The organism is Demequina aestuarii (genome assembly GCF_000975095.1).
Lineage (GTDB): Bacteria > Actinomycetota > Actinomycetes > Actinomycetales > Demequinaceae > Demequina > Demequina aestuarii.
The window spans coordinates 1427988-1454001 of record NZ_BBRD01000001.1 but is presented as its reverse complement, the minus strand read 5'-3'; the positions used below and the strand labels follow the sequence as shown (position 1 = coordinate 1454001).

The 26014-nt window shown below is 68.0% G+C and carries 20 protein-coding genes and 1 tRNA gene; 14 read left to right on the top strand and 7 right to left on the bottom strand.

Annotation, left to right across the window (positions count from 1 at the left end; genetic code table 11):
- Window positions 1-49: 49 nt before the first annotated feature.
- From trpC to pyk, 7 genes are all read left to right on the top strand, one after another.
- A complete protein-coding gene (trpC, locus tag AOP72_RS06820) occupies window positions 50-859 on the top strand; it encodes an indole-3-glycerol phosphate synthase TrpC (protein WP_062134155.1) in 810 nt (269 codons plus the stop codon).
- Window positions 856-2064 carry a tryptophan synthase subunit beta gene (trpB, locus tag AOP72_RS13780; RefSeq protein WP_062134152.1) on the top strand — a complete coding sequence of 403 codons (1209 nt, stop codon included), beginning with the start codon at window positions 856-858 and terminating at the stop codon, window positions 2062-2064. The genes trpC and trpB overlap by 4 nt, the downstream gene beginning before the upstream one ends.
- Entirely contained in the window at window positions 2061-2861 is an 801-nt protein-coding gene (trpA, locus tag AOP72_RS13775) for a tryptophan synthase subunit alpha (RefSeq protein ID WP_062134149.1), read from the top strand. The genes trpB and trpA overlap by 4 nt, the downstream gene beginning before the upstream one ends.
- A complete protein-coding gene (gene lgt, locus AOP72_RS06805; protein WP_062134146.1) occupies window positions 2858-3856 on the top strand; it encodes a prolipoprotein diacylglyceryl transferase in 999 nt (332 codons plus the stop codon). Before trpA ends, lgt begins: the two co-directional genes overlap by 4 nt.
- A 119-nt stretch (window positions 3857-3975) precedes the next feature.
- Window positions 3976-8511 (top strand): glutamate synthase large subunit, encoded by a 4536-nt coding sequence (gene gltB / locus AOP72_RS06800; RefSeq protein ID WP_062134143.1) that lies wholly within the window; start codon window positions 3976-3978, stop codon window positions 8509-8511.
- Window positions 8504-9967: a glutamate synthase subunit beta gene (locus AOP72_RS06795; protein ID WP_062134140.1), complete on the top strand. Its 1464-nt coding sequence runs from the start codon at window positions 8504-8506 to the stop codon at window positions 9965-9967. The genes gltB and AOP72_RS06795 overlap by 8 nt, the downstream gene beginning before the upstream one ends.
- A 19-nt stretch (window positions 9968-9986) precedes the next feature.
- A complete protein-coding gene (gene pyk, locus AOP72_RS06790) occupies window positions 9987-11405 on the top strand; it encodes a pyruvate kinase (RefSeq protein WP_062134136.1) in 1419 nt (472 codons plus the stop codon).
- 69 nt (window positions 11406-11474) lie between these two features.
- On the opposite strand, the gene AOP72_RS06785 is transcribed toward pyk, so the two are convergent.
- Window positions 11475-11939, bottom strand: a complete 465-nt coding sequence (locus AOP72_RS06785) for a methylglyoxal synthase (protein ID WP_062134132.1) — start codon at window positions 11937-11939, stop codon at window positions 11475-11477.
- 105 nt (window positions 11940-12044) lie between these two features.
- Between AOP72_RS06785 and AOP72_RS06780 the strand changes: the two genes are divergently transcribed.
- The 4 genes from AOP72_RS06780 to AOP72_RS06765 all read left to right on the top strand — a co-directional run bounded on the left by AOP72_RS06780 (window position 12045) and on the right by AOP72_RS06765 (window position 16339).
- Window positions 12045-12359 carry an ArsR/SmtB family transcription factor gene (locus tag AOP72_RS06780; protein WP_062134129.1) on the top strand — a complete coding sequence of 105 codons (315 nt, stop codon included), beginning with the start codon at window positions 12045-12047 and terminating at the stop codon, window positions 12357-12359.
- Window positions 12356-13411, top strand: a complete 1056-nt coding sequence (locus AOP72_RS06775; protein WP_062134126.1) for a permease — start codon at window positions 12356-12358, stop codon at window positions 13409-13411. Before AOP72_RS06780 ends, AOP72_RS06775 begins: the two co-directional genes overlap by 4 nt.
- A 32-nt stretch (window positions 13412-13443) precedes the next feature.
- A complete protein-coding gene (locus AOP72_RS06770; RefSeq protein WP_062134123.1) occupies window positions 13444-13686 on the top strand; it encodes a thioredoxin family protein in 243 nt (80 codons plus the stop codon).
- Between the two features lie 298 nt (window positions 13687-13984).
- Complete coding sequence (locus AOP72_RS06765; RefSeq protein WP_062134120.1) at window positions 13985-16339, top strand: putative bifunctional diguanylate cyclase/phosphodiesterase; 2355 nt, start codon at window positions 13985-13987, stop codon at window positions 16337-16339.
- Window positions 16340-16497: 158 nt separating this feature from the next.
- Here AOP72_RS06765 and AOP72_RS06760 read toward each other — a convergent pair.
- A tRNA-Leu gene (locus tag AOP72_RS06760) sits at window positions 16498-16571 on the bottom strand.
- Window positions 16572-16667: 96 nt separating this feature from the next.
- On the opposite strand from AOP72_RS06760, the gene AOP72_RS06755 reads away from it, so the two are divergent.
- Both AOP72_RS06755 and AOP72_RS06750 read left to right on the top strand, forming a co-directional pair.
- Window positions 16668-17324 (top strand): ANTAR domain-containing response regulator, encoded by a 657-nt coding sequence (locus AOP72_RS06755; protein WP_084631451.1) that lies wholly within the window; start codon window positions 16668-16670, stop codon window positions 17322-17324.
- Window positions 17325-17571: 247 nt separating this feature from the next.
- Window positions 17572-18840 (top strand): ABC transporter substrate-binding protein, encoded by a 1269-nt coding sequence (locus AOP72_RS06750; RefSeq protein ID WP_062134117.1) that lies wholly within the window; start codon window positions 17572-17574, stop codon window positions 18838-18840.
- 310 nt (window positions 18841-19150) lie between these two features.
- Here the strand turns inward: AOP72_RS06750 and AOP72_RS06745 are convergent, their stop codons facing one another.
- From AOP72_RS06745 to AOP72_RS06725, 5 genes are read right to left on the bottom strand one after another with little or no spacing between them, the layout of a single operon-like run.
- On the bottom strand, window positions 19151-19879 hold the full coding sequence (locus tag AOP72_RS06745) for an ABC transporter ATP-binding protein (RefSeq protein WP_062134115.1): 729 nt from the start codon (window positions 19877-19879) through the stop codon (window positions 19151-19153).
- Window positions 19876-20745, bottom strand: a complete 870-nt coding sequence (locus tag AOP72_RS06740; RefSeq protein WP_062134112.1) for an ABC transporter ATP-binding protein — start codon at window positions 20743-20745, stop codon at window positions 19876-19878. Before AOP72_RS06740 ends, AOP72_RS06745 begins: the two co-directional genes overlap by 4 nt.
- A complete protein-coding gene (locus AOP72_RS06735; RefSeq protein WP_062134110.1) occupies window positions 20738-21712 on the bottom strand; it encodes a branched-chain amino acid ABC transporter permease in 975 nt (324 codons plus the stop codon). The genes AOP72_RS06740 and AOP72_RS06735 overlap by 8 nt, the downstream gene beginning before the upstream one ends.
- Before the next feature lie 3 nt (window positions 21713-21715).
- On the bottom strand, window positions 21716-22858 hold the full coding sequence (locus AOP72_RS06730; RefSeq protein ID WP_062134107.1) for a branched-chain amino acid ABC transporter permease: 1143 nt from the start codon (window positions 22856-22858) through the stop codon (window positions 21716-21718).
- 50 nt (window positions 22859-22908) lie between these two features.
- A complete protein-coding gene (locus AOP72_RS06725) occupies window positions 22909-23322 on the bottom strand; it encodes a PaaI family thioesterase (protein ID WP_062134104.1) in 414 nt (137 codons plus the stop codon).
- An 18-nt stretch (window positions 23323-23340) separates the two neighbouring features.
- On the opposite strand from AOP72_RS06725, the gene polA reads away from it, so the two are divergent.
- Window positions 23341-25995 (top strand): DNA polymerase I, encoded by a 2655-nt coding sequence (gene polA / locus AOP72_RS06720; protein ID WP_274519727.1) that lies wholly within the window; start codon window positions 23341-23343, stop codon window positions 25993-25995.
- Window positions 25996-26014: the final 19 nt, after the last annotated feature.

Sequence of the window (26014 nt, the reverse complement as noted above, 5' to 3'; positions counted from 1 at the left end):
AGATGTCGTGCCCGGCGGTAGCATGGGGGCGACGGAAAGGGGGCAGCGAATGAGCGTGCTGGAGAGCATCGTCGCAGGCGTGAGGGAGGACCTCGCGCAGCGAGAGTCCGGAACTTCCATGGACCAGTTGAAGGAACGCGCGTCGCGCCTGCCCTGCGCCATCGACGCGCGAGCCATGCTCGCCTCTGACGAGGTGTCGGTGATCGCCGAGGTCAAGCGCTCGAGCCCGTCCAAGGGCGACCTCGCCACGATCGCAGACCCCGCATCGCTTGCCACCGAATACGAGGCCGGGGGAGCGACTGTCATCTCCGTGCTGACGGAGCAGCGGCGCTTCGGAGGTTCGCTCGCGGATCTCGACGCGGTGCGCGCGAAGGTCGACATCCCCATCCTCCGCAAGGACTTCATCGTCACTCCTTACCAGGTGTGGGAGGCGCGCGCCCACGGCGCGGACGTCGTCCTGCTGATCGTCGCCGCGCTCGACCAGATGGCGCTCGAGAGCCTCGTGGAGCGTGTGCACTCGCTCGGCATGTGCGCGCTGGTGGAGGTGCACGACGAGGAGGAGTTGTCGAGGGCCGTCGACGCCGGAGCGCGGGTGATCGGCGTGAACGCCCGCAACCTCAAGACGCTCGAGGTCGACCGCCACACCTTTGCGCGGCTCGCTCCTGCGATCCCCGAGGGGATCGTGCGCGTGGCCGAGTCGGGAATCCGCGATGGCCACGACGTCGTCGAGTACGCCCGCATGGGCGCCGATGCGGTGCTCGTCGGGGAAGCGCTGGTCAAGGACAAGGACCCGCGTACCGCCGTGGCCGAGATGGTCGCCGCCGGCGCACACCCCGCGCTGCGAGCGGTGCGTCCGTGACCTCATCTCTGCAGTCGGCTCCCGGGCCGTTCTTCGGCGACTTCGGCGGCAGGTACGTCCCCGAGGCGCTCACCGCGGCCCTCGACGAGCTCACGGACGCCTACGAGAAGGCGCGCATCGACCCGCAGTTCACGGATGAGCTCGCGCGGCTTGCGCGTGACTATACGGGACGGCCGTCGATCATCACCGAGGTGCCGCGATTCGCGCGCCACGCGGGTGGAGCGACCGTCGTGCTCAAGCGCGAGGACCTCAACCACACGGGCTCCCACAAGATCAACAACGTGCTGGGCCAGGCCCTGCTGACCAAGCGCATCGGCAAGTCGCGGATCATCGCGGAGACCGGAGCGGGCCAGCACGGGGTCGCCACTGCGACCGCAGCCGCCCTCATGGATCTCGAGTGCGTGATCTACATGGGCGAGGAGGACACCGAGCGCCAGGCGCTCAACGTCGCTCGCATGAGGCTGCTCGGAGCGGAGGTGGTTCCGGTCACGACCGGGACCCGCACGCTGCGCGACGCGATCAACGAGGCGTTCCGCGACTGGGTGACGAACGTCGAGACCACCAACTATGTGTTCGGCACGGCTGCTGGGCCGCACCCGTTCCCGGCGATGGTGCGCGACTTCCAGCGCGTGATCGGCGTCGAGGCGCGGGCGCAGATGCTCGAGCGCGGCGGTCTTCCCGATGCGGTGCTGGCGTGCGTGGGCGGCGGGTCCAACGCGATCGGTGCGTTCGACGCGTTCCTCGATGACGAGGCCGTGCGGCTGATCGGATGCGAGGCCGCAGGCGACGGCGTCGAGACGACCAGGCACGCGTCGACCATCACGGGCGGTCGCCCCGGGGTCCTCCACGGTTCGAAGTCGTACATCCTTCAGGACGACGACGGTCAGACCAACCCGTCCCACTCGATCTCGGCCGGCCTCGACTACCCCGGCGTGGGCCCGCAGCACGCGTGGCTGGCGGACCTGGGGCGTGCCGAGTACTGGCCCGTCACCGATGCTCAGGCGATGGAGGCCTTCCGCCTGCTCAGCCGCACCGAGGGGATCATGCCCGCCATCGAGTCTGCCCACGCCCTGTACGGCGCGATGAAGCTCGGCCAGGAGCTGGGCCCGGATGCGACGCTGCTCGTCAACCTCTCGGGTCGTGGCGACAAGGATGTCGAACAGGCGGCACGGTGGTTCGAGATGCTGCCAGGAGAGGACGCGTGAGCGCCCTCGCCGACCGCCTCGATGAGATCAGGGGCGAGGGCCGAGCCGCGCTGATCGGGTACCTCCCCGTGGGCTACCCGGACGTCGACACATCGATCAAGGCGATGGTCGCGATGGTCGAGGCCGGAGTCGACATCGTCGAGGTGGGCCCGCCCTACTCGGACCCCGTGCTCGACGGGCCGGTGATCCAGCTCGCTGCGGCGCATGCCCTCGAAGGTGGGGTGCGGCTGACCGATGGGTTCCGCGCCGTCCGCGCGATCGCCGATGCCGGCGCGGTCCCCGTCGTGATGTCCTACTTCAACCCCATGCTGCAGTATGGCCTGGAGCGCTTCGCTGCGGATCTCGTGGGGGCCGGTGGCGCGGGAGTCATCACGCCCGACCTCACGCCGGACGTGGGCGAGGAGTGGATTGCGGCCGCGCGCGCCCGCGACCTGGACACCATCTTCCTCGTCGCGCCGTCGACCACGCGTGAGCGGATGCACCTCACGGCCGCCGCGTCTCGTGGCTTCGTCTATGCGACGCCCCTCATGGGCGTCACCGGCGAACGCGCAGCGGTGGGAGACGCCGCCGAGAGGGTCGTGTCAGAGGCGCGCGCCGCCGGCGCCCCGCGCGTCTGCGTGGGAGTGGGCGTGTCGACCGGCGAGCAGGCCGCGCAGATCGCGCGCTTCGCAGACGGCGTGATCGTCGGCACCGCGTTCGTCCGCTGCCTCACCGAGGCCGCGACGCCCGACGAGGGAATCGAGGCGCTGCGCCGCAAGGTGTCCGAGCTCGCCGAAGGCGTCAGGAGCGCACGTTGACCCCGACGTTCATCCCGGCGCCGCCCGTGGAGTGGCAGAGCTTCTCTCTCGGCCCGGTCACCCTCCACCTCTACGCACTCTGCCTCCTGGCAGGCATCTTCTTCGCGCTGTGGTTCACCACCCGGCGGTGGGTGGAGCGAGGCGGCGACCCAGAGATCGCGGGCGAGATCGGGCTGTGGGCCATTCCGTTCGGAATCGTCGGCGGTCGCCTCTACCACGTGATCTCCACTCCGGGTCCGTACTTCGGCGAGAACGGCGACCCGTGGGCGGCGTTCGAGATCTGGAACGGCGGCCTGGGAATCTGGGGTGCGGTCGCGCTCGGAGCGCTCGGCGCGTACATCGGTGCGCGCCGTCACGGCGTGTCCTTCGCGGCCTTCGCCGATGCCGCAGCCCCGGCCGTACTGCTGGCGCAGGCGATCGGGCGGACTGGCAACTACGTCAACCAGGAGCTGTTCGGCGGCCCGACGACGCTCCCATGGGCGCTCGAGGTCGACGCGGCGTTCCGTCCCGAGGGCTACGAGCAGTTCGCGACCTTCCACCCCACGTTCCTGTACGAGATGGTGTGGAACATCGCCGGCGCCGTGCTGATCGTGTGGCTCGACCGTCGCTTCGACCTGCGTGGCGGACGGGTGTTCTGGCTGTACGTGATCGTCTACGTGAGCGGCCGGCTATGGATCGAGATGGTGCGCATCGACACCGCCGTCACGGTGGGCGGACTGCGCATCAACGTGTGGGTGTCGATCGCGGTGCTCACCCTCGCGATCGCGATGTTCGTCCTTCTGGGGCGCCGCACGCCGCATGGCGTGGCGCGCACCCCGCGCCACCACCTCGCCACGGCTCCCCAGGCACATGCCGCAGCAGGCGACACCAGCGCATCGGCCGTGGTCGCAGACGACGCCGAACCCAGCACAACGCTTGACGACGCCGACGAGCCAGCCCACCCGGCTGATCCGTCGGACCACGACGACCCGGCCACAAGCCAGGGGAAGTCATAGACGATTCTTTACCTTGACCATGTTCGCGGTAGGCTGTTCACCCGTGTGTTCCCGGGCCGACGGCGTCCCGCAATCAATCAAGTCTTCGGCCTGTGCCGACGACGGCTAAGGACGGTGTGATGGCCGCGATGTCCCGCGTCAACCAGCCCGCTACGGGGCTCTACGACCCCGCATACGAGCACGATGCGTGCGGTGTCGCCTTCGTGGCGACGCTGCGTGGCACGCCCGGACGGGATATCGTCGACGCGGGCCTGACGGCCCTCAAGAACCTCGAGCACCGCGGTGCTGTGGGCGCCGAGACCGAGACGGGCGACGGCGCTGGCCTGCTCACGCAGATCCCGCACGCCTTCCTGCGGTCTGTCGTCGACTTCGCGCTCCCGGACGAGGGCTCGTACGCCGTCGGCATCGCCTTCCTGACGCCGGGGGAGGAGAGCGCCGAGGTGCGGGCGTTCGAGGACGCGGCCCGTGCCGAGCACCTGCACGTGCTCGGATGGCGCGATGTGCCGGTCAACCCCGAGCCGCTCGGTCCCTCTGCCCGTGCCGCCATGCCCGTCTTCCGCCAGGTGTTCGTGGCCGCGGACGGCCTCGAGGGCGTGGCGCTCGATCGCCGCGTCTATCGTGTGAGGAAGAGGGCCGAGAAGTCCGGCGGCCCGTTCTTCGCATCCCTGTCCAGCCGCACCCTGACGTACAAGGGCATGCTGACCACCTATCAGCTCGAGCAGGTCTTCCCGGACGTGACACACGAGCTGTTCGCCTCCGAACTCGCTCTGGTCCACTCGCGGTTCTCCACCAACACGTTCCCGTCCTGGTCACTGGCGCAGCCGCTTCGCGGGATCGCCCACAACGGTGAGATCAACACCGTCCAGGGCAACCGCAATTGGATCACGGCTCGCGAGGGCACCATGAGCTCTGAGCTCCTGGGCGACATGTCTGACCTGAAGCCGATCTGCACCCCGTCCTCCTCCGACACCGCCTCGTTCGACGAGGTGCTCGAGCTGCTGCACCTCTCGGGGCGTTCCATGCCTCACGCCGTGCTGATGATGATGCCTGAGGCGTGGCAGAACAACGATGAGATGGACCCTGATCGTCGGGCCTTCTACGAGTACCACTCCGCGCTGATGGAGGCGTGGGACGGCCCGGCCGCTCTGCACTTCACCGACGGCAGCCTGATCGGCGCCACGCTGGACCGCAACGGCCTGCGTCCCGGTCGCTTCTGGGTGACCGACGACGGTCTGGTCGTCGCCGGCTCGGAGGCCGGACTGCTCGACATCGATCCCGCGAAGGTGGTGCGCAAGGGCCGCCTGCAGCCTGGCCGCATGCTGCTGGTCGACACGGCGGCGGGCCGCATCATCGAGGACGAAGAGATCAAGTCGCAGCTCGCTGCCGAGCACCCGTACCAGGCGTGGGTGCGCGAGAACGCCGTGCGCCTCGCTGACGTGCCCGACCGCGAACACGTGGTCCACTCCCGTGCATCGGTCAAGCGCCGCCAGCGCGCGTTCGGCTACACCGAGGAGGAGCTGAAGCGCCTCCTGACGCCGATGGCGCAGCAGGGCCTCGAGCCCATCGGTGCCATGGGCTCCGACACGCCCATCGCCGTGCTCTCGAACCGTCCGCGGCTGCTCTTCGACTACTTCACCCAGATGTTCGCGCAGGTCACCAACCCGCCGCTGGACTCGATTCGCGAAGAGATCGTCACCGCCATCGGCGGCGCCATCGGTCCCGAGCCGAACCTCCTCGAGGCGACGCCGGAGCACGCCCGGAAAGTGCTGCTCGAGTTCCCGGTGATCGACAACGACGAGCTCGCGAAGATCCTGCACATCGACGCCGACCCTCGTCTCGAGGGCGTGTTCTCGGCACGCCGCGTGCGCGGCCTGTACCGAGTCGCGGACGGTCACGAGGGCCTGGAGCGCCGCCTGGCGGACATCTTCGATGAGGTCGACACTGCGGTCGCCGATGGCGTGTCGTTCATCGTGCTCTCCGACCGCGACTCGAATCAGGACTTCGCCCCCATTCCGTCGCTGCTGCTGACCTCCGCCGTGCACCATCACCTGGTGCGCAACCACACTCGTACCCGCTGTTCGCTGGTGGTCGAGGCAGGCGACGTTCGCGAAGTGCACCACGTCGCGCTCCTCATCGGGTACGGCTGCGCCGCGGTGAACCCCTACCTCGCCATGGAGACGGTCGAGGACCTCGCCCGTCGGGGCTACCTGGGCGACACCGCGTCTGACGTCGCAGTGGCGAACCTGATCAAGGCGCTCGGCAAGGGTGTCCTCAAGATCATGTCGAAGATGGGCATCTCGACCATCGCGTCGTATCGCGGGGCGCAGGTCTTCGAGGCAGTGGGCCTGTCGCGCGAGCTCGTGAACCGTCACTTCGTCGGCACTCCCAGCCAGATCGATGGCGCCGGTATCGACGTCATCGCGCAGGAGGTCGCCCTCCGCCACGCCGACGCGTACCCCGCCTCGGGCGAGATTCAGCCGCATCGGCGCCTGAACAGCGGCGGCGAGTACCAGTGGCGCCGCGACGGCGAGGAGCACCTCTTCGACCCGCACACGGTGTTCGCGCTGCAGCACTCGACGCGGACGCGCAAGTACGACGTCTTCCGCCAGTACACGGACCGTGTCGACGATCAGTCCAAGCGCCTGATGACGCTGCGCGGGCTGTTCGAGTTCTCGTCGGACCGCCCTGCGATCTCCGTCGACGAGGTGGAGCCCGTGAGCGACATCGTCAAGCGCTTCAACACCGGCGCCATGTCGTACGGCTCGATTTCGGCCGAGGCGCACGAGACTCTGGCGATCGCGATGAACCGTCTCGGGGGACGGTCGAACACCGGCGAGGGCGGCGAGGCAGTCGAACGGCTCTACGACCCCGAGCGTCGAAGCGCGATCAAGCAGGTCGCCTCGGGCCGCTTCGGTGTGACCAGCGAGTACCTCGTGAACGCGGATGACATCCAGATCAAGCTCGCACAGGGAGCCAAGCCAGGTGAGGGCGGCCAACTGCCCGGCACCAAGGTGTACCCCTGGGTCGCCGACACCCGGCACTCGACGCCCGGCGTGGGGCTCATCTCCCCGCCTCCTCACCACGACATCTATTCGATCGAAGACCTCAAGCAGCTCATCCACGACCTCAAGAACGCGAACCCGCAGGCGCGCATCCACACCAAGCTGGTGTCGGAGGTCGGCGTCGGCACCATCGCTGCGGGCGTCGCCAAGTGCAAGTCCGACGTCGTGCTCATCTCCGGCCAGGATGGCGGCACGGGAGCCAGCCCGTTGAACTCCCTCAAGCACGCCGGTGCGCCGTGGGAGATCGGTCTGGCCGACACTCAGCAGACTCTGGTGCTGAACGACCTCCGCGACCGCATCGTGGTCCAGGTCGACGGCCAGATGAAGACCGGCCGCGACGTCGTGGTCGCCGCACTGCTGGGTGCGGAGGAGTTCGGCTTCGCGACCGCCCCGCTCGTGGTCGAGGGGTGCATCATGATGCGCGTGTGTCACCTCGACACGTGCCCGGTGGGCGTGGCCACGCAGAACCCAGAGCTGCGGTCGCGGTTCTCGGGCAAGGCCGAGTACGTGGTGACATTCTTCGAGTTCATCGCTCAGCAGGTCCGCGAGCACCTCGCGGCACTCGGCTTCCGCACGATCGCTGAAGCTGTCGGTCACGTCGAGGCGCTCGACACCCGCAAGGCCATCGACCACTGGAAGGCCAAGGGTCTCGACCTGTCGCCGGTGCTGGCCCGCCCTGAGCCCGGCCGCGCCATCACGAGCGCGACCACTCAGGACCACGGCCTGGAAGAGGCGCTGGACCGCACGCTCATCGAGCTGGCGGCTCCTGCTCTCGAGCGCGGCGAGCGGGTGTCGATCGAGCTTCCGATTCGCAATGTCAACCGCACGGTCGGCACGATGCTCGGCCACGAGGTCACCAAGCGATACCGGGGCGCCGGTCTTCCGGACGAGACGATCGACATCACGTTCTCCGGCTCGGCTGGCCAGTCGTTCGGAGCCTTCCTTCCGCGCGGCATCACTCTTCGCCTCCTTGGCGACGCGAACGACTACGTGGGCAAGGGACTGTCCGGCGGCCGCGTCGTCGTGCGCCCCCACCGCGAGTCGATGATGGACGATTCGAAGGACGTGATCGCGGGCAACGTGATCGGCTATGGCGCCACCAGCGGTGAGATCTTCCTGCGTGGCCAGGTGGGCGAGCGCTTCCTGGTCCGCAACTCCGGCGCGTCCGCCGTCGTGGCGGGAGTGGGCGACCACGCTCTCGAGTACATGACCGGCGGTACCGCGGTGATCCTCGGTCGCACGGGCCGCAACCTCGGTGCAGGCATGTCCGGCGGTACGGCCTACGCGCTGGACCTGCGGCGTGAACGGGTGAACCGGCAGGCCCTCGCCTCCGGCGAGCTGACGTTGAGCGCACTCGACGCCGAGGATGAGACCATCGTCCGGACGCTGATCCAGCGGCACCTCGACCTGACGGAGTCGCCGCGTGCGCGCGACATCCTGACCCATTGGGACGAGTATCGCGGGCGGTTCACGCGGGTGCTTCCCGCACAGTACGCGCGAGTGCGCGATGCCCTTGCCGAGCTCGAATCGGTCGGGGGTGACCTGCGCGCCCCCGGTGCGTGGGCAGAGTTCTTGGAGGTGACCAGTGGCTGATCCTCGCGGATTCCTCAAGCACCGTGAGCGGGAGCTGCCCGCATCGCGGCCGGTGCCCGTGCGCCTGCTCGACTGGAGCGAGGTGCGCGACGAGCTCACGCGCGACGAACCGACGCTGCGGCGCCAGGCCACGCGCTGCATGGACTGCGGCATCCCGTTCTGTCACCAGGGCTGCCCCCTGGGCAACCTCATTCCTGAGTGGAACGACCTCGTCCGCGAGGGCCACTGGAGTGACGCGATCGAGCGGCTGCACGCCACCAACAACTTCCCCGAGTTCACCGGGCGCATCTGCCCGGCACCGTGCGAGACCTCGTGTGTGCTGGGCATCAACCAGCCTGCGGTGACCATCAAGAACATCGAGGTCGAGATCATCGACCACGCGTTCGAGGATGGCAATGTCACCCCACACGTGCCGCAGCGGCAGACCGGCAAGACGATTGCGGTCGTGGGCTCAGGGCCTGGCGGTCTCGCCGCCGCGCAGCAGCTCACCCGTGCGGGCCACACCGTGCGTGTCTACGAGAAGGATGATCGCCTGGGCGGCCTGCTCCGCTACGGGGTGCCTGACTTCAAGCTCGACAAGATGCACATCGACCGGCGCATCGCGCAGATGGAGGCCGAGGGTACGCGGTTCCGCACCGGCACCGCGATCGGCACTGACATCGCGTGGGACGAACTGCGGGCTCGCTACGACGCCGTGCTGGTGGCGACGGGTGCGCCGAAGCCTCGCGACCTGCCGATCCCCGGGCGCGACCTCGATGGCATCCACTATGCGATGCCGTACCTGTACCAGGGCAACAAGGCGGCCGCCGGCGATGACGTGCCGGACCAGATCCACGCCGAAGGCAAGCACGTGATCGTCATCGGCGGCGGCGACACCGGTTCGGACTGCATCGGCACCGCGCTGCGCCAGCAGGCGGCATCGGTGACCACGCTGGCGATCGGCAAGAAGCCGCCGGAGGCGCGCGCCGAGACCGAGCCGTGGCCCACGGACCCCCGCATCTTCGAGATCTCCTCGAGTCACGAAGAAGGCGGCACCAGAGAGTACTTGGCGTCCACCGTCGAGTTTGTGGGCGAGGACGGCCACGTCACCGCCCTGCGCGTAGCCGAGACCCAGTACAACCCGGACGGCTCGCGCACGCCCACCGCAGGCACCGAGCGGGACATTCCCGCTGACCTGGTGCTCATCGCGATGGGCTTCACGGGCCCGGAGACCGCGGAGCTGTCCTCTCAGGGCGGCCTCGCGATCACCGAGCGGGGAGCGATTCAGCGTGGCGAGGACTACGCCACGAACGTCGACGGCGTCTTTGTCGCCGGGGATGCGGGCCGAGGCGCCTCACTTGTCGTGTGGGCGATCGCTGAGGGCCGTGCGGCAGCCGCCGAGATTGACCAGTACCTGTTGGGGAGCACCGAGCTTCCTGCTCCGGTGACGGCGCACACCGCCGCCATCCGGGCTTAACACCGTAAGGTTGGAGAACATGCGAAACGCGAAGATTGTCTGCACCATCGGCCCCGCGACGGCCGCCATCGAGGACATGCGTCTGCTCGTAGGCGCCGGAATGGACGTCGCCCGGATCAACCGCTCCCACGGCAGCGCCGAGGAGCACGAGCAGGTGTACCGGAACGTGCGACAGGCCGCGGAGGAGGCAGGCCGGAACGTCGCCGTCCTCGTCGACCTGCAGGGCCCCAAGATCCGCCTCGGCCGCTTCTCCAACGGACCTCACGACCTCGCGGTCGGCGACGTGTTCACCATCACCACGCGCGACGTCGAGGGCACCAAGGACATCTGCGGCACGACCTTCGAGGGGCTGCCCGCCGACTGCTCGCCCGGCGACTCGCTGCTGATCGATGACGGCAAGGTTCGCCTCGAGGTGACCGAGGTCACCGACACGGACGTCGTCACGACGGTCGTGGTTCCTGGCCCCGTCTCGAACAACAAGGGCATCAACCTGCCCGGCGTCGCAGTCTCCGTTCCCGCGCTGTCGGAGAAGGATGAGGACGACCTGCGCTGGGGCCTGAAGATGGGCGCCGACTTCATCGCACTGTCGTTCGTCCGCTCCGCAGCCGACTACGCCGACGTGGCCCGCATCATGTCCGAAGAGGGCATCACTGTGCCGGTCATCGCCAAGGTCGAGAAGCCCCAGGCCGTCGACAACCTCGAAGAGATCGTCGACGCGTTCGACGGGATCATGGTCGCCCGCGGCGACCTGGGCGTCGAGCTCCCGCTCGAGGACGTGCCGCTGGTGCAGAAGCGTGCGATCGAGCTGTGCCGCGCGAACGCCAAGCCCGTGATCGTGGCCACGCAGGTGTTGGAGTCCATGACTCACTCACCCGTCCCCACTCGCGCCGAGACCTCGGACTGCGCCAACGCCATTCTGGACGGCACTGACGCCGTGATGCTGTCGGGCGAGACCTCGGTGGGCGATTTCCCGATCGTCACGGTCGAGACCATGGCCCGCATCGTCAAGAACACCGAGGAGAAGGGCTTCACGCGGATCGCACCGTATCTGACGACGCCCAAGACCCGCGGTGGCGCCGTGACGCACGCGGCCGCCGAGATCGCCGACGTCCTCGACATCAAGTACATCGTGACGTTCACGCAGTCGGGCGACTCGGCCCTGCGTATGGCGCGCCTGCGCCCGAGCGTCCCGATGCTCGCATTCACGCCGGAGCCCAAGACGCAGAAGCGCCTTGCACTCACCTGGGGCGTAGAAACCGCGCTCGTGAAGCGTGTCGAGTCCACCGACGAGATGGTCAACCTCGTTGACGCCTATCTCACGGAGAACGAGATGGCGAGCGAGGGCGAGTATGTGGTCGTCGTCTCCGGCACGCCGGTCGGCGTCCCGGGCACCACCAACTCGATCTTCGTCCACAAGGTCGGTCAGGTGCGCAAGTAGTACTCAGCATTCACACGCCACGACGGCCCGCTCTCTGTCGAGAGCGGGCCGTCGTCGTCTGCGGCGATGTCAGGACGGGCCGGACAGCTCCGTATAGTCTCGCGGCCCGAACGGAGGCACCACGCGCTCGTATTCCTCGTGGAACAGGGGAGAGGAGATCAGGAAGTCGGCCGTCGCCACGTTGCTGGCCATCGGGATGTTCCACACGGTGCACAGCCGCAGCAGCGCCCTGACGTCAGGGTCGTGGGGCTGCGACTCCAGCGGGTCCCAGAAGAAGATCAGCATGTCGATTCCGCCCTCGGCGATGCGGGCGCCGATCTGCTGGTCGCCTCCCACCGGACCCGAGAGGAATCGGTGCACCTGCATGCCGAGTTCGTGCTCGAGCATGTTGCCGGTCGTGCCGGTGGCGTAGAGGTAGTGCTTCTTCAGCGACCCGGCATTGAAACTCGCCCACTCGAGGAGCTCGGGCTTCTTGTTGTCGTGCGCGACGAGAGCGATGTGTCGGGCCGCGGCAGGCTCAGGCGTGGTGTTCATCCCTGCAGTATGGCGTGTCAACGACGTTTCGACCCGAGCGGCGAGCCTGACCTCGGTGGACGTTGGTCCCGGAGATGACGCCGATGCGCGGCCTACGCTTCAAATGTGGCTGTACCAATAGGAATTGAGACGGGACTGGCTCGCTCTGCGGAGCGCGTGGCCCTGCTCGAGGCCGTCTCGGATCCCGTGCGGTGGACTGTGCTCGACGTCCTGTCGCACGGGCCGCAGTGCGTGTGCGACCTGCAGGAGCGAGTGCCCGTTCCCGGCAATCTCCTGAGCTACCACTTGAAGGTGCTGCGCACGGCCGGGCTTGTCACGACATCGCGTCGCGGCCGCTGGGTGGACTATGCCCTCGCTGGTGAGGCCCACGCGCGGCTGGCCGCCGCGCTGCCTGGCGCACCTCGCGAGGTCGCGCCGTGAACGCGCCGATGCGCGTGAGCAGCGGTCAGCGCGGCGCGACTGCGAGGACGGCGGCAGCGCTCGCCGGACTCGCACTGCTGTGGGCCGGGCTCTTCGCCCTCAACGAGGTGGGCTGGGACGTCCTTCTCGGCGACTGGCTGGGCCTCGACCTGAACGCTCGCGTCGTCGATGCGGTGCGCTTCTTCTTCTCCGACGTGGTCAAGATTCTGCTGCTGCTCGTGGGCATGATCTTCGTGATCGGTCTGCTGCGCACGACACTGCGTCCCGAGCGGGTGCGCACGTTCCTCGAAGGGAAGCCGCTGTTCCTGTCGCTCGGCATGGCGGCCGTCCTCGGGGCGCTCACCCCGTTCTGCTCATGCTCGTCGATCCCGATCTTCATCGGGTTCGTCGCCGCAGGCGTGCCGCTCGGGGTGACGTTCGCGTTCCTCATCGCGTCGCCCTTGGTCAATGAGGTCGCCGTGGTGATGCTCGCCGACATGTTCGGCTGGGAGGTCACCGGCGCCTATGTGGCCGCTGGGCTGGGGCTTGCCATCGGGGCCGGGTGGGTGTTCACGCGCATGAGTCTCGGGCGGTGGGTCGAGGACTTCGTGTTCGCGGCGCCTGTCGCCGCTCTTGGCGCGGATGGTCACCGGCCCACTCTCGTCGAGCGGGTGGCGGCGGCACGGGACGAGACCCGCGAGATCCTTGGGCGGGTCTGGGCGTGGGTGATCGTGGGCGTGGCCGTCGGCGCTGGCGTTCACGGCTGGGTGCCGACGGAGTTCTTCGCCTCGTATGCCGGCCCGGACAATCCCCTGGCGGTGGTCGTGGCGACACTCGTGGGCATTCCCCTGTATTCGAACGCGGCCGGGGTCATCCCCATCGCGGAGGCGCTGTGGGCCAAGGGCATGGCCACCGGCACCGTGATGGCGTTCATGATGGGCACCGTCGCCCTGTCGATTCCGGAGTTCATCCTGCTCAAGCGGGTCCTCAAAGGCCCTCTCCTCGGACTGTTCTTCGGCACGGTCGCCGCGGGAATCATGATCATCGGCTTCTTCGTCAACGCCGTCTTCTAGCCACCGCCCACCACTCACCCATGGAGGTCACCATGACCATCACGATCCTCGGCCCCGGCTGCCGCAACTGCATCACCCTGGAAAAGATCACGCGAGAGGCGATCGCGGATCTGGGCATCGACGCGGACGTGGAGAAGGTCACCGACTACGCTGCGATCGCCCGCTACGGAGTGATGTCCACCCCCGGCCTGGTGGTGGACGGCGAGGTGGTGCTGTCCGGACGGGTGCCTACCGTCGCTCACGTGCGCGAGCTGCTCGCGGCACGGAGCGCCTGATGGAGGCGGTCCCACGTGGGGCATGGCTCGCCACAGCGTGACGCGGCGAGGGTCACAGGAGCGATCCACGAACGCCGCGAACTCTGAGGAACGGTGGACTCCGGCGACCGTGGGAGCCCGACCACCGGCGACTCTCCACGGAGCCCCATGAGGCTCGAGCCCCTGAGCGCTGTTCTCGCGCGCGCATCGTCTGTCCAGAGAATGCGCCAGGGAAGTGGCGCCGCGCCTGCGCGGGGGTCCCGGTGGCGGGTGTGACACCTTCCCTCACAACCGGTTCCCCGAGGACGATGGGCCTCCCATGAGGCGTCGCGCGTTCCAGGTGTGGCCCACCGCAGCCGCCGTGCTCGGCGTGGTCGTGGCCGCGTCGCTCATGAGCGGTGGTCTCGCAACCGGCGTGGTGGGGAGGCTCGTCGCCTCGGCCGTGTTCTTCGGCGGGTGGGCGGCGGTGCGATCAGCGGCGCGCGGTGAGCGCGACGACGCCGCATCGCCATGGATCTGGATCGCGCGCGCCTGCGGGGCCATGGGGGTCGGCACGGTGCTGGCGACGGTCGTCGACGGCGACCATGAGCACATCGCGCGTTCCATCGGGCACGTCGCGACGATCGTCGCGGCCATGCTCGTGTATCAGGGCATGGTGCGGTGGAACAGGTTCCGTTCCGGAACCGCGGCTCCCCACGACTGGCTCAACGGGCTCTCGGCTCTGCTCGCCGGAACTGCAGCCCTGCAGGCCGCCGCAGTTCACGGCCTCGTGGCCGTCGACGCGACCTCGCCACTGCCCGCGATGGAAGTCGCCAGCGGCCTGTTGGTCCTCGGGACGATGGCAACCATCTCTCACCTCGCGGGACTGCGTCGTGACCCACGCTTCTGGCTGACGTGTGGCGCCTTCGTGGTCATCGCAACCGTGCAGGTGATCTCGAGCGTCCGCGGCGGCATGGCAGATCTGGTGCTGATCACGTGGACGCTTGCTGCCGCATTGTGCATCGCGTGGGCGTGCCACGGCCCCCGACGCGGGCGCGGTCAGATGCACCCGGCGTCGGCAGGTGCCACCGCTGCCGGATCGATCGTGGTGCTCGCGGCGAGCGTGGGGACCTTGTTGGTGGAGGACGTGGCGCATCTCGCGGCTCAGCTCGCCACCGCGGAGACGAATGGCCGAATCTGGCCGGCGGCGTTGGCCGGGGCAGCGGCGGCTGGTGCGATTCTCCGGCTGGCGGGGATGGTCAGAGACCACTCGATCCTGGCGGTCACTCGCCACGAAGCGCGCACCGACGATCTGACAGACCTCGGCAATCGACGTGCCCTGCTCGAGTACCTCGATCGAGCGCAGCGACGACGCCGTCCGCTCGGCCTCGTGCTGGTGGACCTCGACGACTTCAAGTCCGTCAACGACAAGCACGGCCACCCGGTCGGCGACGAGCTTCTCCGGACGGTCGGACGCGCGCTGTCGGACGTGCTCCCCGCGGGCGGCCTGGCGGCGCGGATCGGGGGTGACGAGTTCGCCCTGGCCATCGACGGTGCTCCGGGCGAGGCTGGCGCGCTTGCAGAGCGCACTGCGCATGCCTTGTCGCAGATCGTGGTGGTGGCAGGTTCGAGGATCACCGTGAAGGCCAGCATCGGCGTCGCGGCGAGCGTCGGTGACACCCGCGTTCTGCTGTGGCGTGCCGATGTCGCCCTGTACGGAGCGAAGCGGTCGGACGACACCGTCGTCACGTTCGACCGACGCCTCGGCGAGGCCGCCGACGACCGTCGGCGCATGCGCGATGAACTGCGCGATGCCCTCGCTACGGCTGACGGTGCTCGCGAGCAGTTCGTGGTCTGGTACCAACCGCAGCTCGACGCCCAAACGGCCCGCGTGAACGGAGTCGAGGCCCTCGTGCGGTGGAACCGTCCTGGCCAGGGACTGCTGGACCCCGGTGCCTTCCTGGTGGCTGTCGAGGACGCCGGGCTGATGCTGGAACTCACCGATCACGTGCTTCGCACGGCGTGTGCTCAGGCCGCACGGTGGGCAGCGGATGAGATCGTCGTACGGATCTCGGTGAACGTCGCGCCCAGCGTGCTCGCCCACGAGCGTCTCCTCACGATCGTCGGGGACTCTCTGCGCGAGTCGGGCCTGCCCGAGTCGGCCCTCGTCGTGGAGATCACCGAGACTGCTGCCATCGCGGAGCACACGGCCGCGGTGCTCAATGCGCAGGAGCTTCGCCACCGTGGAGTCGCAGTGAGCATCGACGACTATGGGACGGGGTACTCGTCGCTGACGCGCCTTCACCGACTCCCTGCCGATGAGATCAAGCTCGACCGGAGGTTCACCGCCGACCTGGAGCACGACGACAGGGCCCGCGTCATCGTCTCGGCCACCATCGACCTCGCCCACCAGCTTGGGCACCGCGTCATCGCGGAAGGGGTCGAAGACCACGCCACACTGGGGCTGCTCGCGTGCCTGGGGTGCGATGAAGTGCAGGGCTGGGTGCACGCACGTGCCATGCCCGCCGATCAGCTCACGACGTGGCTCGCGAATCGCCAGGGAACGATCGTGGCGACCGACGAGAGCGCTCGTGCCGTGGCGCCTCAGAAGAATCACCACTCCGGGAAGGGCCGGACTCGGCCCCCACTCGACTCGGGTGAGACCACGTGGGAGGCGCGATCCTTAGCGTGGTGATGGCCGAGCGTCGGGGCCCTCGACCTGCCGGTCGATCGCACGCCAGCCATCCGTCTTCGGGAGACTGGACGTGGTGCCGTGTGCGGGAGAGGCGGTCCGTGACCGCACCGCACCGCTCACGCGAGATCGGCGCGTGCCTGACGTGTGGACCGCATGGGTGCCCCGAGTGGGATTCGAACCCACACTGGAACGGGTTTGAGCCGTTTGCCTCTGCCGGTTGGGCTATCGGGGCCAGCGGGTCACATGGTAGCGCGTGCACAGCCGCCGCCGGCGCGAGGCGGCCTCGCCGCGGGGCCATTCACGCGCATCGGCCGCGCCGGTTGGGCCAATGGGCACCAGGGATATTAGGCTGGGCACCGTGACTGAGACCCAAGACACCGCAGACCAGCCCGAGGCGCAGCCCAAGAAGCGCCGCGCCGTCGTCGCAGAGGACGAGGCGCTGATCCGGATGGACATCGTCGAGACGCTGACCGAGGGCGGCTACGACGTCGTCGGTGAGGCCGCCAACGGCGAGGAGGCGGTGGCGCTCGCCATCGAGCACAAGCCCGATGTCGTGGTCATGGACATCAAGATGCCCGTGATGGACGGCATCACCGCAGCCGAGAAGATCGCCGCCGAGCGGGTGGCGCCCGTCGTGCTCCTGACGGCCTTCAGCCAGACCGAGCTCGTCGAGCGGGCACGGGATGCCGGCGCGATGGCGTACGTCGTCAAGCCCTTCACTCCTGCGGACCTGCTTCCCGCCGTCGAGATCGCCGCCTCCCGATTCGTCGAGATCCGCGCGCTCGAGTCCGAGATCGCGGACATCACCGAGCGCATGGACACGCGCAAGAAGGTGGAGCGCGCGAAGGGTCTGCTCATGGAGAAGATGCGCCTGAACGAGCCCGAGGCCTTCCGTTGGATTCAGAAGACGTCGATGGACCGGCGCCTCACCATGCGCGAGGTGGCCGAGGCCGTCATCGACCAGATGGGCGACGCGAAGTCCTAGGCTCGCGCACCCCCCACACCAGCCCCTCCCACGCCATCCACCCCTGGCGCCCATCGACGCAGGAATGACGCGTCCCACCCGCAAGCGGTGCAGAATACCTGGCAATTCGATGCACGCAGGTCACGAAATCGTGATGCACGAGACCCACATCTGAAACGTCCGGGCGCTACCGTGAGGTTAATGCCGCCAGGGACCGTCCCTGGTGGGATGGTCTGGCGGACTTCCGCCAGTGTGGAGGGAACACAACATGGCTCGATGGAACACCATCGCGCGGGGCGCGGCCTTTGCCGCCGCGGCCTCGCTGGCCCTTGCGGCCTGCTCGAGCGAATCCGACCCTGAGACGTCGTCGACCGAGGGTGGCGGCTCAGAGGCCTCCGGCGACGCACTGACGATCGGCTCGCTGCTGCCGCTGACCGGCAGCCTTGCCTTCCTCGGCCCGCCCGAGGTCGCAGGAGTCGATCTGGCACAGAAGGAGATCAACGACGCAGGCGGCGTGTGGGGATCGGACGTGGAGATCATCCACACCGACTCGTCCGACACGGACAACCCGCAGATCGCTTCGCAGTCGGTGACCGAGCTCATCTCGCAGGACGTCGCAGCCATCGTGGGTGCGGCATCGTCTGCGGTGACGCTCAACGTGGTGGACGATGTGACCGCGGCCGGGATCGTGCAGATCTCGCCGGCGAACACCTCGACGGCGCTCACCGGCTACTCGCCGCTGTTCTTCCGCACGGCTCCGCCGGACACGGTCCAGGGCGACGCGCTCGGAAACCTCATCCTGGACGACGGGATCGAGAACCTCGGCATCCTGCTGTTCGCCGACGACTACGCCACCTCGCTGCGCGACGTGGTGCAGGGCGTCATCGAGGAGGCCGGCGGCACCGTGACCTATGGCGTCTCGGGTGATGAGTTCCAGACCGACGCCTCGAACTTCGAGTCGATCGTTCAGGACGTGCTCGCGACCAACCCCGATGGCATCCTCGTGATCGCCTTCGACCAGACGAAGGCCATCATCCCGGCCCTCGTGGGCGCGGGTTTCCCGGCGGACAAGCTGTACCTCACGGACGGCAACACCGCTGACTACTCGGCGGACTTCGAAGAGGGCACGATGACCGGCGCTCAGGGAACGATTCCTGGCGCCAACGCCGCCGACGACTTCAAGGCATTGCTCGACGAGGTCAACGGCAGCCCGCTCGACTCCTACGCCTACGGCGCAGAGTCCTACGACGCCACCATGCTGGTCGCCCTCGCGGCGCTCAAGGGTGGCGCCGGAGACGGCCAGACCGTCGCGGACAACCTGCCCGCGGTCTCTGGCGCAGACGGTGGCACCGAGTGCACCGGCTGGGTGGAGTGCTCGGAGCTGATCGAGGCCGGCGAGGACATCATCTACCAGGCGGTGTCCGGCGTGGGCCCGTTCAACGATGAGAACGACCCCTCGAGCGCCTACGTGGGCGTCTACGAGTACGACGAGTCCAACGTCCAGACCTGGGTCGAGGCGGTGTTCGGCGAGGTCTGATCCTCACTGAACGTCACGGACAGCGAGAGGGTCCCCGGCTTCGGCCGGGGGCCCTCTTCGCGTGCTCCCGACCGATGCGCGGGCGGGGTCGGCGTCCGTCGTCACGGAAGGGCGGCGCGCGACACGAGAGAAGGGTCGCCGGCAGCCGTCGTCACTCACGCTGCGAGTGCGGTACGCGGGGACGGGCGTCCGCGACCGTTGTCGCGCCTCCACGGCAGCGCCACGCGTGCGGGCGCCGCCGCCCGGACGCAGCAACGGACCCCGCCAGCATCGCTGCTGACGGGGTCCGGAACGGGGGAGCAGTGGGCGGTTAGGCGCCCAGCGTCCCCAAGTACAGCTCGATGACCTTGGGGTCCTTGAGGAGCTCCTGGCCCGTGGCCGTATATGCGGACGTGCCCTGGTCCAGCACGTAACCGCGGTCGCAGATCTGCAGGCAGCGCCGCGCATTCTGCTCCACCATGATGATGGTGACGCCGGACTTGTTGATCTCGCGCGTGCGCACGAACGTCTCATCCTGGCGCACCGGCGACAGACCCGCGGAGGGTTCGTCGAGCAGCAGCACCTTGGGGTCCATCATGAGCGCACGCGCCATCGCGACCATCTGGCGCTCGCCGCCCGAGAGCGACCCGGCACGCTGGTGATCGCGCGACGACAGATCGGGGAACAGGTCCATCACGCGCGCGTACTGCGCCTTGAATCCCTTGGCGTTCTGGTAGGCGCCCATCTCGAGGTTCTCGCGAATGGTCAGTGACGGGAACACGTTGTTGGTCTGCGGGACGAAGCCCACGCCCATCTGCACGAGCTCGTCCGCGCGCTTGTTCGAGATGTCCTCGCCGCCCAACGTTGCCGTGCCGGACGTGATGGTCACGAGACCGAACAGCGCCTTGAGGAACGTCGACTTGCCGGCGCCGTTCGGGCCGATGATGCCGATCAGTTCGCCTTCGTCGACGCGCATCGAACAGCCGTTGAGGATGTCGACGCCTGGCACGTAGCCGGCCACGATGTCGTCGGCGATCAGCAGAGGTGCAGTGTCGGTCATTCCGATGCCTCCTTCTTGATCTCGTCTACGGCAGCTGGCTCTGACAGGTCCTCGTCCATGTGCGCACCCAGGTAGGCCTCTTGGACCTGCGGGTTCAGCATGACGCTGTCGGGAGGGCCCTCGGCGATGATCTGCCCCTGGGCCATCACCACCACCCAGTCCGAGATGCGGCGCACCATGTGCATGTCGTGCTCGACGAACAGCACTGTGACGCCCTCGTTCTTGAGCTTCACGATGTGGTCCAGCAGGGACTCGGTGAGGGCAGGGTTCACGCCCGCCATCGGCTCGTCGAGCATGACCATCTCGGGGTCGGACATGAGCGCGCGCGCCATCTCGAGCAGCTTGCGCTGCCCGCCGGAGAGCGACCCCGCGAATTCGTCCTTCTTCTCGTAGAGCTTGAAGCGCTTGAGGAGCACGTGCGCCTTCGCCGTGATCTCCTCCTCTCGCGCCTTCCACAGCGCTGGGACGAACGCCACGAAGAAGTTCTCGCCGCTCTGGTCCGAGGCTCCCAGGCGCATGTTCTCGATCACGGTCATGCGGCTCAGCGCCTTGGTGAGCTGGAACGTGCGGACCTTGCCTGCTCGTGCGACCTTGGCCGGAGAGACGCCCTTGAGAGAGTGGCCGTTGAAGAGCCAGTCGCCCCTCTGCGGCTTGTCGAAGCCGGTGAGCAGGTTGAAGAACGTGGACTTCCCGGCGCCGTTCGGGCCGATCAGCGCCGTGATGGCGCCACGCTGGACCTCGAAGTGATCGACGTCGACGGCGGTGAGTCCGCCGAAGTGACGATGGACCTTGTCCGCGATCACGATGGGGTCCGGTTTGGGCGCTCCCGGCTCGCGGGGAACCTGTGCGAAGACGTCGTCAGTCATGGAAAGCCAGCTCCTTCTTGTCGCCCAGAATCCCTTGCGGCCGGAAGATCACCAGACACATCAGCGTCACGCCCACCAGCGTGAGCGAGAACGGCTCGAGCTGCTGCGTGTTGAGAACAGTGTCGGGAATGACCGCAGACGCTACGCCCTTCACGAAGACGAGCGCGCACCAGAACAGGATCGAGCCGAGCACCGGACCGAACACGGTCGCGGCGCCGCCGAGCAGCAGCAGCGTCCAGATCCAGAATGTGGTGGGACGGCCCATCGAGTCGGGCTGCACCGACGCGCCGAGGGCCCACACGATTCCGGCGAGCGCACCGATGGCACCGCCGATCACGAGCGCCTGCATCTTGTACGAGTACACGTTCTTGCCGAGCGACCGCACTGCGTCCTCGTCCTCGCGGACCCCCTTGAGGACGCGTCCCCACGGCGAGCGAGACAGTCGCCAGAAGAGCAGGACCATGAGCCCCACGAGGCTCCAGCCCACGAGGGCCAACCACCAACTGGTCGACTGCGAGCCGTGGAGCGCGATCGGGCCGAACTCGACCATGCGGTCAGGGAACGGCGAGAGCATCTCGAAGGAGCCCTTGAACTCGTTGCCGCGAATGCCTGTCGAGGCGCCCGTCAGCGAGTTCAGGTTCTGCGAGCGTCCCACGTATCGGATCATCTCCGCTGCCGCGATGGTCACGATGGCGAGGTAGTCGCCTCTCAGTTTCAGCGTGGGCCATCCCAGCACGACGGCGAAGACCACGGCCAACGCGATCGCCACGAGCACGCCGAGCCAGATCGGCCCGCCCTCGCGAGCGGTGATGGCGTACCCGTACATGCCGAGCAGCATGAATCCGGCCTGTCCCATGTTCAGCAGGCCGGTCATGCCGAAGTGGAAGTTGAGGCCGATCGCGGCGAGCGCGAATGCGGCAGTCGTCGGCGCGATCGCCTCGCGCAGGATGCTGACCAAGATGTCCATGCGCTAACCCACCCTCTCCGCTCGTCCCAGAATTCCTTGCGGTCTCACCAGCAGCACCAGGATGAGGATGGCGAGAGCCGTCGCGTACTTGAGGTCGGGGCCGAGCCACAGCGTCGAGGTCTCGACCACCACGCCGATGACGAGCGAGCCGACGAGTGCACCGAACGGCTGGCCCAGGCCACCCAGCGTGACGGCGGCGAACATCAGCAGCAGCAGCTTGGCGCCGGTGTCGAACTTGGTGCCGGAGTCGTACAGCGCCAGCAGGATGCCTCCGAGTGCGGCCAGGCTGGTGGCCATGACCCACACGAGGCGGATGATGCCGTCCACCTTGATGCCTGAGGCCGCGGCCAGCGCCGGGTTGTCCGAGACTGCGCGAGTCGCGCGTCCCAGGCGAGTGCGCAACAGGAAGTAGCCGACGGCGAGCAGTGCCACGACGGCGATGCCGATCGACATCGTGGTCGTGTCGCCGAGCTGGATGGGACCGATCTGCTTGCGCTCCTCGATCGCCGTGCTCACCCGGAGACGGTCGGGACCGATCCACCACTGCAGGAAGTTCAGCAGTGCCAGCGAGAAGCCGATCGAGACGATCATCTGCTGAACGGTCTTGACGCCGCGCTTGCGCAGCTTCGCCCACATGAAGCGATCCTGAAGCCAGCCGGTGGCGCCCGCGACGGCGATCGCCGCGATCGACGCAAGCCAGAGAGGCCAGCCGATGGTGAACTCCACCGGGACCAGCGGGATCGAGACCGGTTCCTGCGTGGCGAAGAAGTAGGCCAGCATCGCGCCGAGCGATACCTGCTCGCCGTGCGCGAAGTTGCTGAGTCCCGTAGTGCCGTAGATCAGTGAGAGTCCCACCGAGGCGAGTGCGAGCAGCAGCCCGAACACGATCCCGTTGAAGACGTTCTGTGCGATTCGGTTCGTGCCCAGGCCTGTCGTGCCGCCGGCATCCTCCTCGTCCACCGCCGCGTCGGCCGTCACTGTGTCGGAGTTGACCGCATCGGCAGCGACCACTGAGGTGGCGACGTCCGTGGCGTCGGCGGCAGCAGCTGTGGAGCCGAGCGTCGACAGTGCGGAGAAAGCGGCAACAGCAAGGACGAACACGATCACAGCGCGCATCACCGCGCGTCGGTCGATTCTCTTCGTCAAGGATCCCCTCCTCGTCAGGATTCCATCAACATACGCCATGCATGTTTCGGCTATGTGGCGGAATTTTGACGAATGGAGCAGGTAAGCCGCGCCGTTGCGACAGGTCTGCCCGATTCGTCTGTGATTGCGATCTCGTAGGTGGCGATGGTGCGGCCACGGTGCAGCGCAGTGGCGACGCCGCGTACGACGCCGTCCCTCGCCGAGCGGTGGTGAGTGATGTTCAGCTCGATGCCGACAGCGATGCCAGCGGGTGAGGCATGGGCCATCGCGGCGAAGGAGCCCAGGGTCTCGGCGAGCACCGCCGAGGCCCCGCCGTGAAGAAGGCCGTAGGGCTGGGTGTTGCCCGCCACGGGCATCGAGCCTTCAGCCCGATCCGCCGTGACGGAGTCGACAGTGATGCCCATGCGCTCCATGAGAGTGCCGGCCACCACAGCCTCGAATGACACGTCGTCGTTGTCAGTCATAGGGGATAGGTTGGCACAGTGAACGACTCCAGCCGACCGACACTGCTGCTGATCGACGGATTCTCGATGGCGTTTCGCGCCTTCTTCGCCCTCCCGGTCGAGAACTTCGCGACGTCGACGGGGGTGCCGACCAACGCCGTCTACGGGTTCGCGTCGATGCTCGCGACGCTCATGAAGGAGCACGCGCCCACGCACGCTGCGGTGGCGTTCGACCTTCCCGGCGGAACGTTCCGCACGGAGCGTCTTCCCTCCTACAAGGGCACCCGCGATGCCACGCCCCCAGAGTTCGAGCCGCAGGTGCCGCTCATTCGCGAGGTCCTCGACGCGCTCGGGATCGCGGCGGTCGACAAGGAGCGCTACGAGGCGGACGACCTCCTCGCCACGTACGCGCGCCTGGGCCGCGAAGCAGGGATGCGCGTCCTGGTGGTCTCGGGAGATCGCGACACGATTCAGCTCGTGACCGAGGACGTCACCCTGCTGTATCCGCGCAAAGGCGTGTCTGATCTGGTGCGCTTCACGCCCGATGCGGTGGTGGAGAAGTACGGGGTGAGGTCCGATCAGTACCCCGACCTGGCGGCACTCGTCGGGGAGACCAGCGACAACCTGCCCGGCGTTCCGGGCGTGGGACCCAAGACTGCCGCCAAGTGGATCGGCATCTACGGAGGTCTCGAGGGCATCCTCGACAACGCCGAGGATGTCCCGGGCAAGGCGGGGCAGAGTCTGCGCGACCACGTGGAGCAGGTCAGGCTCAACAGGGAGCTCAACCACCTGTTGACCGATCTCGAGGTGCCCCTCACCGTGGCGGACCTTGAGTATCGAGGCGCCGATGCGGTGGCCGTGCACCAGGTCTGCGACGCCTTGCAGTTCCGGTCGCTGAGGGAGCGCCTGCTGCCGCTCGTCACCTCGGACTCCGCCGAGGACGTGCCCGAGGAGCCCGACGAGGTCGAGGTCGTCACCGAGGGCGCTGTGGCGGCCGTGACCGGCCTCGCCGGACCAGTGTCACTTCACGTCGAGGGGCGCACGGGGGCCGATGCGGACGCGTGGGCGATCGGCGTGAGTGCCGGCGACGGGGCCTGGGGGATCGACCTCACGGCGCTGAGCGCGGCCGAGGAGGCCTCGCTGCGAGCGTGGCTCGAGGACGAAGCGGCCGCCAAGACCCTCCATGGGGCCAAGGATGGCTGGCACGCGCTCATGGCGCGCGGCATCGACCTCGCGGGCATCGCCGGCGACACGCAGGTGGGTGCCTTCCTCGTGAATGCCGACCAGCGGGGGTTCGATCTCGCTTCTGTGCTGCAGCGCTACCTGGGCGTGACGACGACCGGCGGCGCTGCGGGCGACGAGCTCGATCTCGGCCTCGATGCCTCCGCGGCACACGCTGCGGGCGTGACGGCGGCTCACGTCGGCCGACTCGCCGCCGAGCTGGATGCCGAGATCGAGCGGCGCGGCATGACGACCCTGTACCGGGAGGTGGAGATCCCGCTGATCGGTGTCCTGGCCCGGATGGAGCACGCGGGGATCGCGGTCGACCAGACGAGGCTGGGCGAGCGCGCCGACGGCGCGCGTGAACGCGCGGACCACGCCGCCGCGCAGGCCTACGAGGCCATCGGCGGCGAGGTCAACCTGGGCTCGCCCAAGCAGTTGCAGGAGGTGCTGTTCGAGCGGCTCGGCATGCCCAAGACCAAGAAGATCAAGACCGGCTACTCGACGGATGCGTCGTCGCTCGCCGATCTGCAGGCGAAGAGCCCGCACCCGTTCCTCGAGGCGCTGCTGGCACACCGCGACGCCGCCAAGCTCGGCCAGATCATCGAGACCCTCGCGCAGGCCGTGCGTGAGGACGGACGCATCCACACCACGTTCTCCCAGGTGGTGGCGTCGACGGGCCGGCTCAGCTCGAAGGACCCGAATCTGCAGAACATCCCGATCCGCACCGAGGAAGGTCATCGGATCCGCGAGGCATTCGTCGTGGGCCAGGGATACGAGACGCTGGTCACCGCCGACTACAGCCAGATCGAGATGCGCATCATGGCTCACCTCAGCGGTGACGAGGGACTGATCGAGGCGTTCCGGGCGGGGGAGGACCTCCACCGGTTCGTGGGCGCACGGGTGTTCGGGGTGGAGCCGGGGGACGTCACTCCTGAGATGCGGTCGAAGGTCAAGGCGATGAGCTACGGGCTGGCCTATGGGCTGTCGTCGTTCGGCCTCGCGCGCCAGCTGTCCGTGCCGGTGGGCGAGGCTCAGGCGATGATGGACGACTACTTCGCGCGGTTCGGCGGTGTGCGCGACTACCTGCGCACTGTCGTGGACCAGGCGCGCGAGGTCGGATACACCGAGACCATCCTCGGGCGCCGCCGCTACATTCCCGACCTCACCTCGACGAACAGGCAGCGTCGCGACATGGCGGAGCGAGTCGCTCTCAACGCTCCCATCCAGGGCAGCGCTGCAGACCTCATCAAGAAGGCGATGCTCGGCGTCGATGCGGCGCTCAGGGACCAAGGTCTTGCGTCCCGGCAGCTCCTGCAGGTGCACGATGAACTGGTAGTCGAGGTCGCAGCCGGAGAGCAGGACGCGGTCGAGGCGATACTGACCGAACAGATGCACGCCGCCGGCGACCTGTCTGTGCCCCTCGACGTCAACGTCGGCAAGGGGTCGGATTGGCGCGCGGCCGGACACTAGGCTTGCTGACGAACCAAGC

Excerpts from the sequence above, each read along its gene's own strand:
- trpC (WP_062134155.1), top strand. The coding sequence starts at position 50 with ATGAGCGTGCTGGAGAGCATCGTCGCAGGCGTGAGGGAGGACCTCGCG.
- gltB (WP_062134143.1), top strand. The coding sequence starts at position 3,976 with ATGGCCGCGATGTCCCGCGTCAACCAGCCCGCTACGGGGCTCTACGAC.
- pyk (WP_062134136.1), top strand. The coding sequence starts at position 9,987 with ATGCGAAACGCGAAGATTGTCTGCACCATCGGCCCCGCGACGGCCGCC.
- AOP72_RS06785 (WP_062134132.1), bottom strand. The coding sequence starts at position 11,939 with ATGAACACCACGCCTGAGCCTGCCGCGGCCCGACACATCGCTCTCGTC.
- AOP72_RS06770 (WP_062134123.1), top strand. The coding sequence starts at position 13,444 with ATGACCATCACGATCCTCGGCCCCGGCTGCCGCAACTGCATCACCCTG.
- AOP72_RS06765 (WP_062134120.1), top strand. The coding sequence starts at position 13,985 with ATGAGGCGTCGCGCGTTCCAGGTGTGGCCCACCGCAGCCGCCGTGCTC.
- AOP72_RS06755 (WP_084631451.1), top strand. The coding sequence starts at position 16,668 with ATGGGCACCAGGGATATTAGGCTGGGCACCGTGACTGAGACCCAAGAC.
- AOP72_RS06750 (WP_062134117.1), top strand. The coding sequence starts at position 17,572 with ATGGCTCGATGGAACACCATCGCGCGGGGCGCGGCCTTTGCCGCCGCG.
- AOP72_RS06745 (WP_062134115.1), bottom strand. The coding sequence starts at position 19,879 with ATGACCGACACTGCACCTCTGCTGATCGCCGACGACATCGTGGCCGGC.
- AOP72_RS06740 (WP_062134112.1), bottom strand. The coding sequence starts at position 20,745 with ATGACTGACGACGTCTTCGCACAGGTTCCCCGCGAGCCGGGAGCGCCC.
- AOP72_RS06735 (WP_062134110.1), bottom strand. The coding sequence starts at position 21,712 with ATGGACATCTTGGTCAGCATCCTGCGCGAGGCGATCGCGCCGACGACT.
- AOP72_RS06725 (WP_062134104.1), bottom strand. The coding sequence starts at position 23,322 with ATGACTGACAACGACGACGTGTCATTCGAGGCTGTGGTGGCCGGCACT.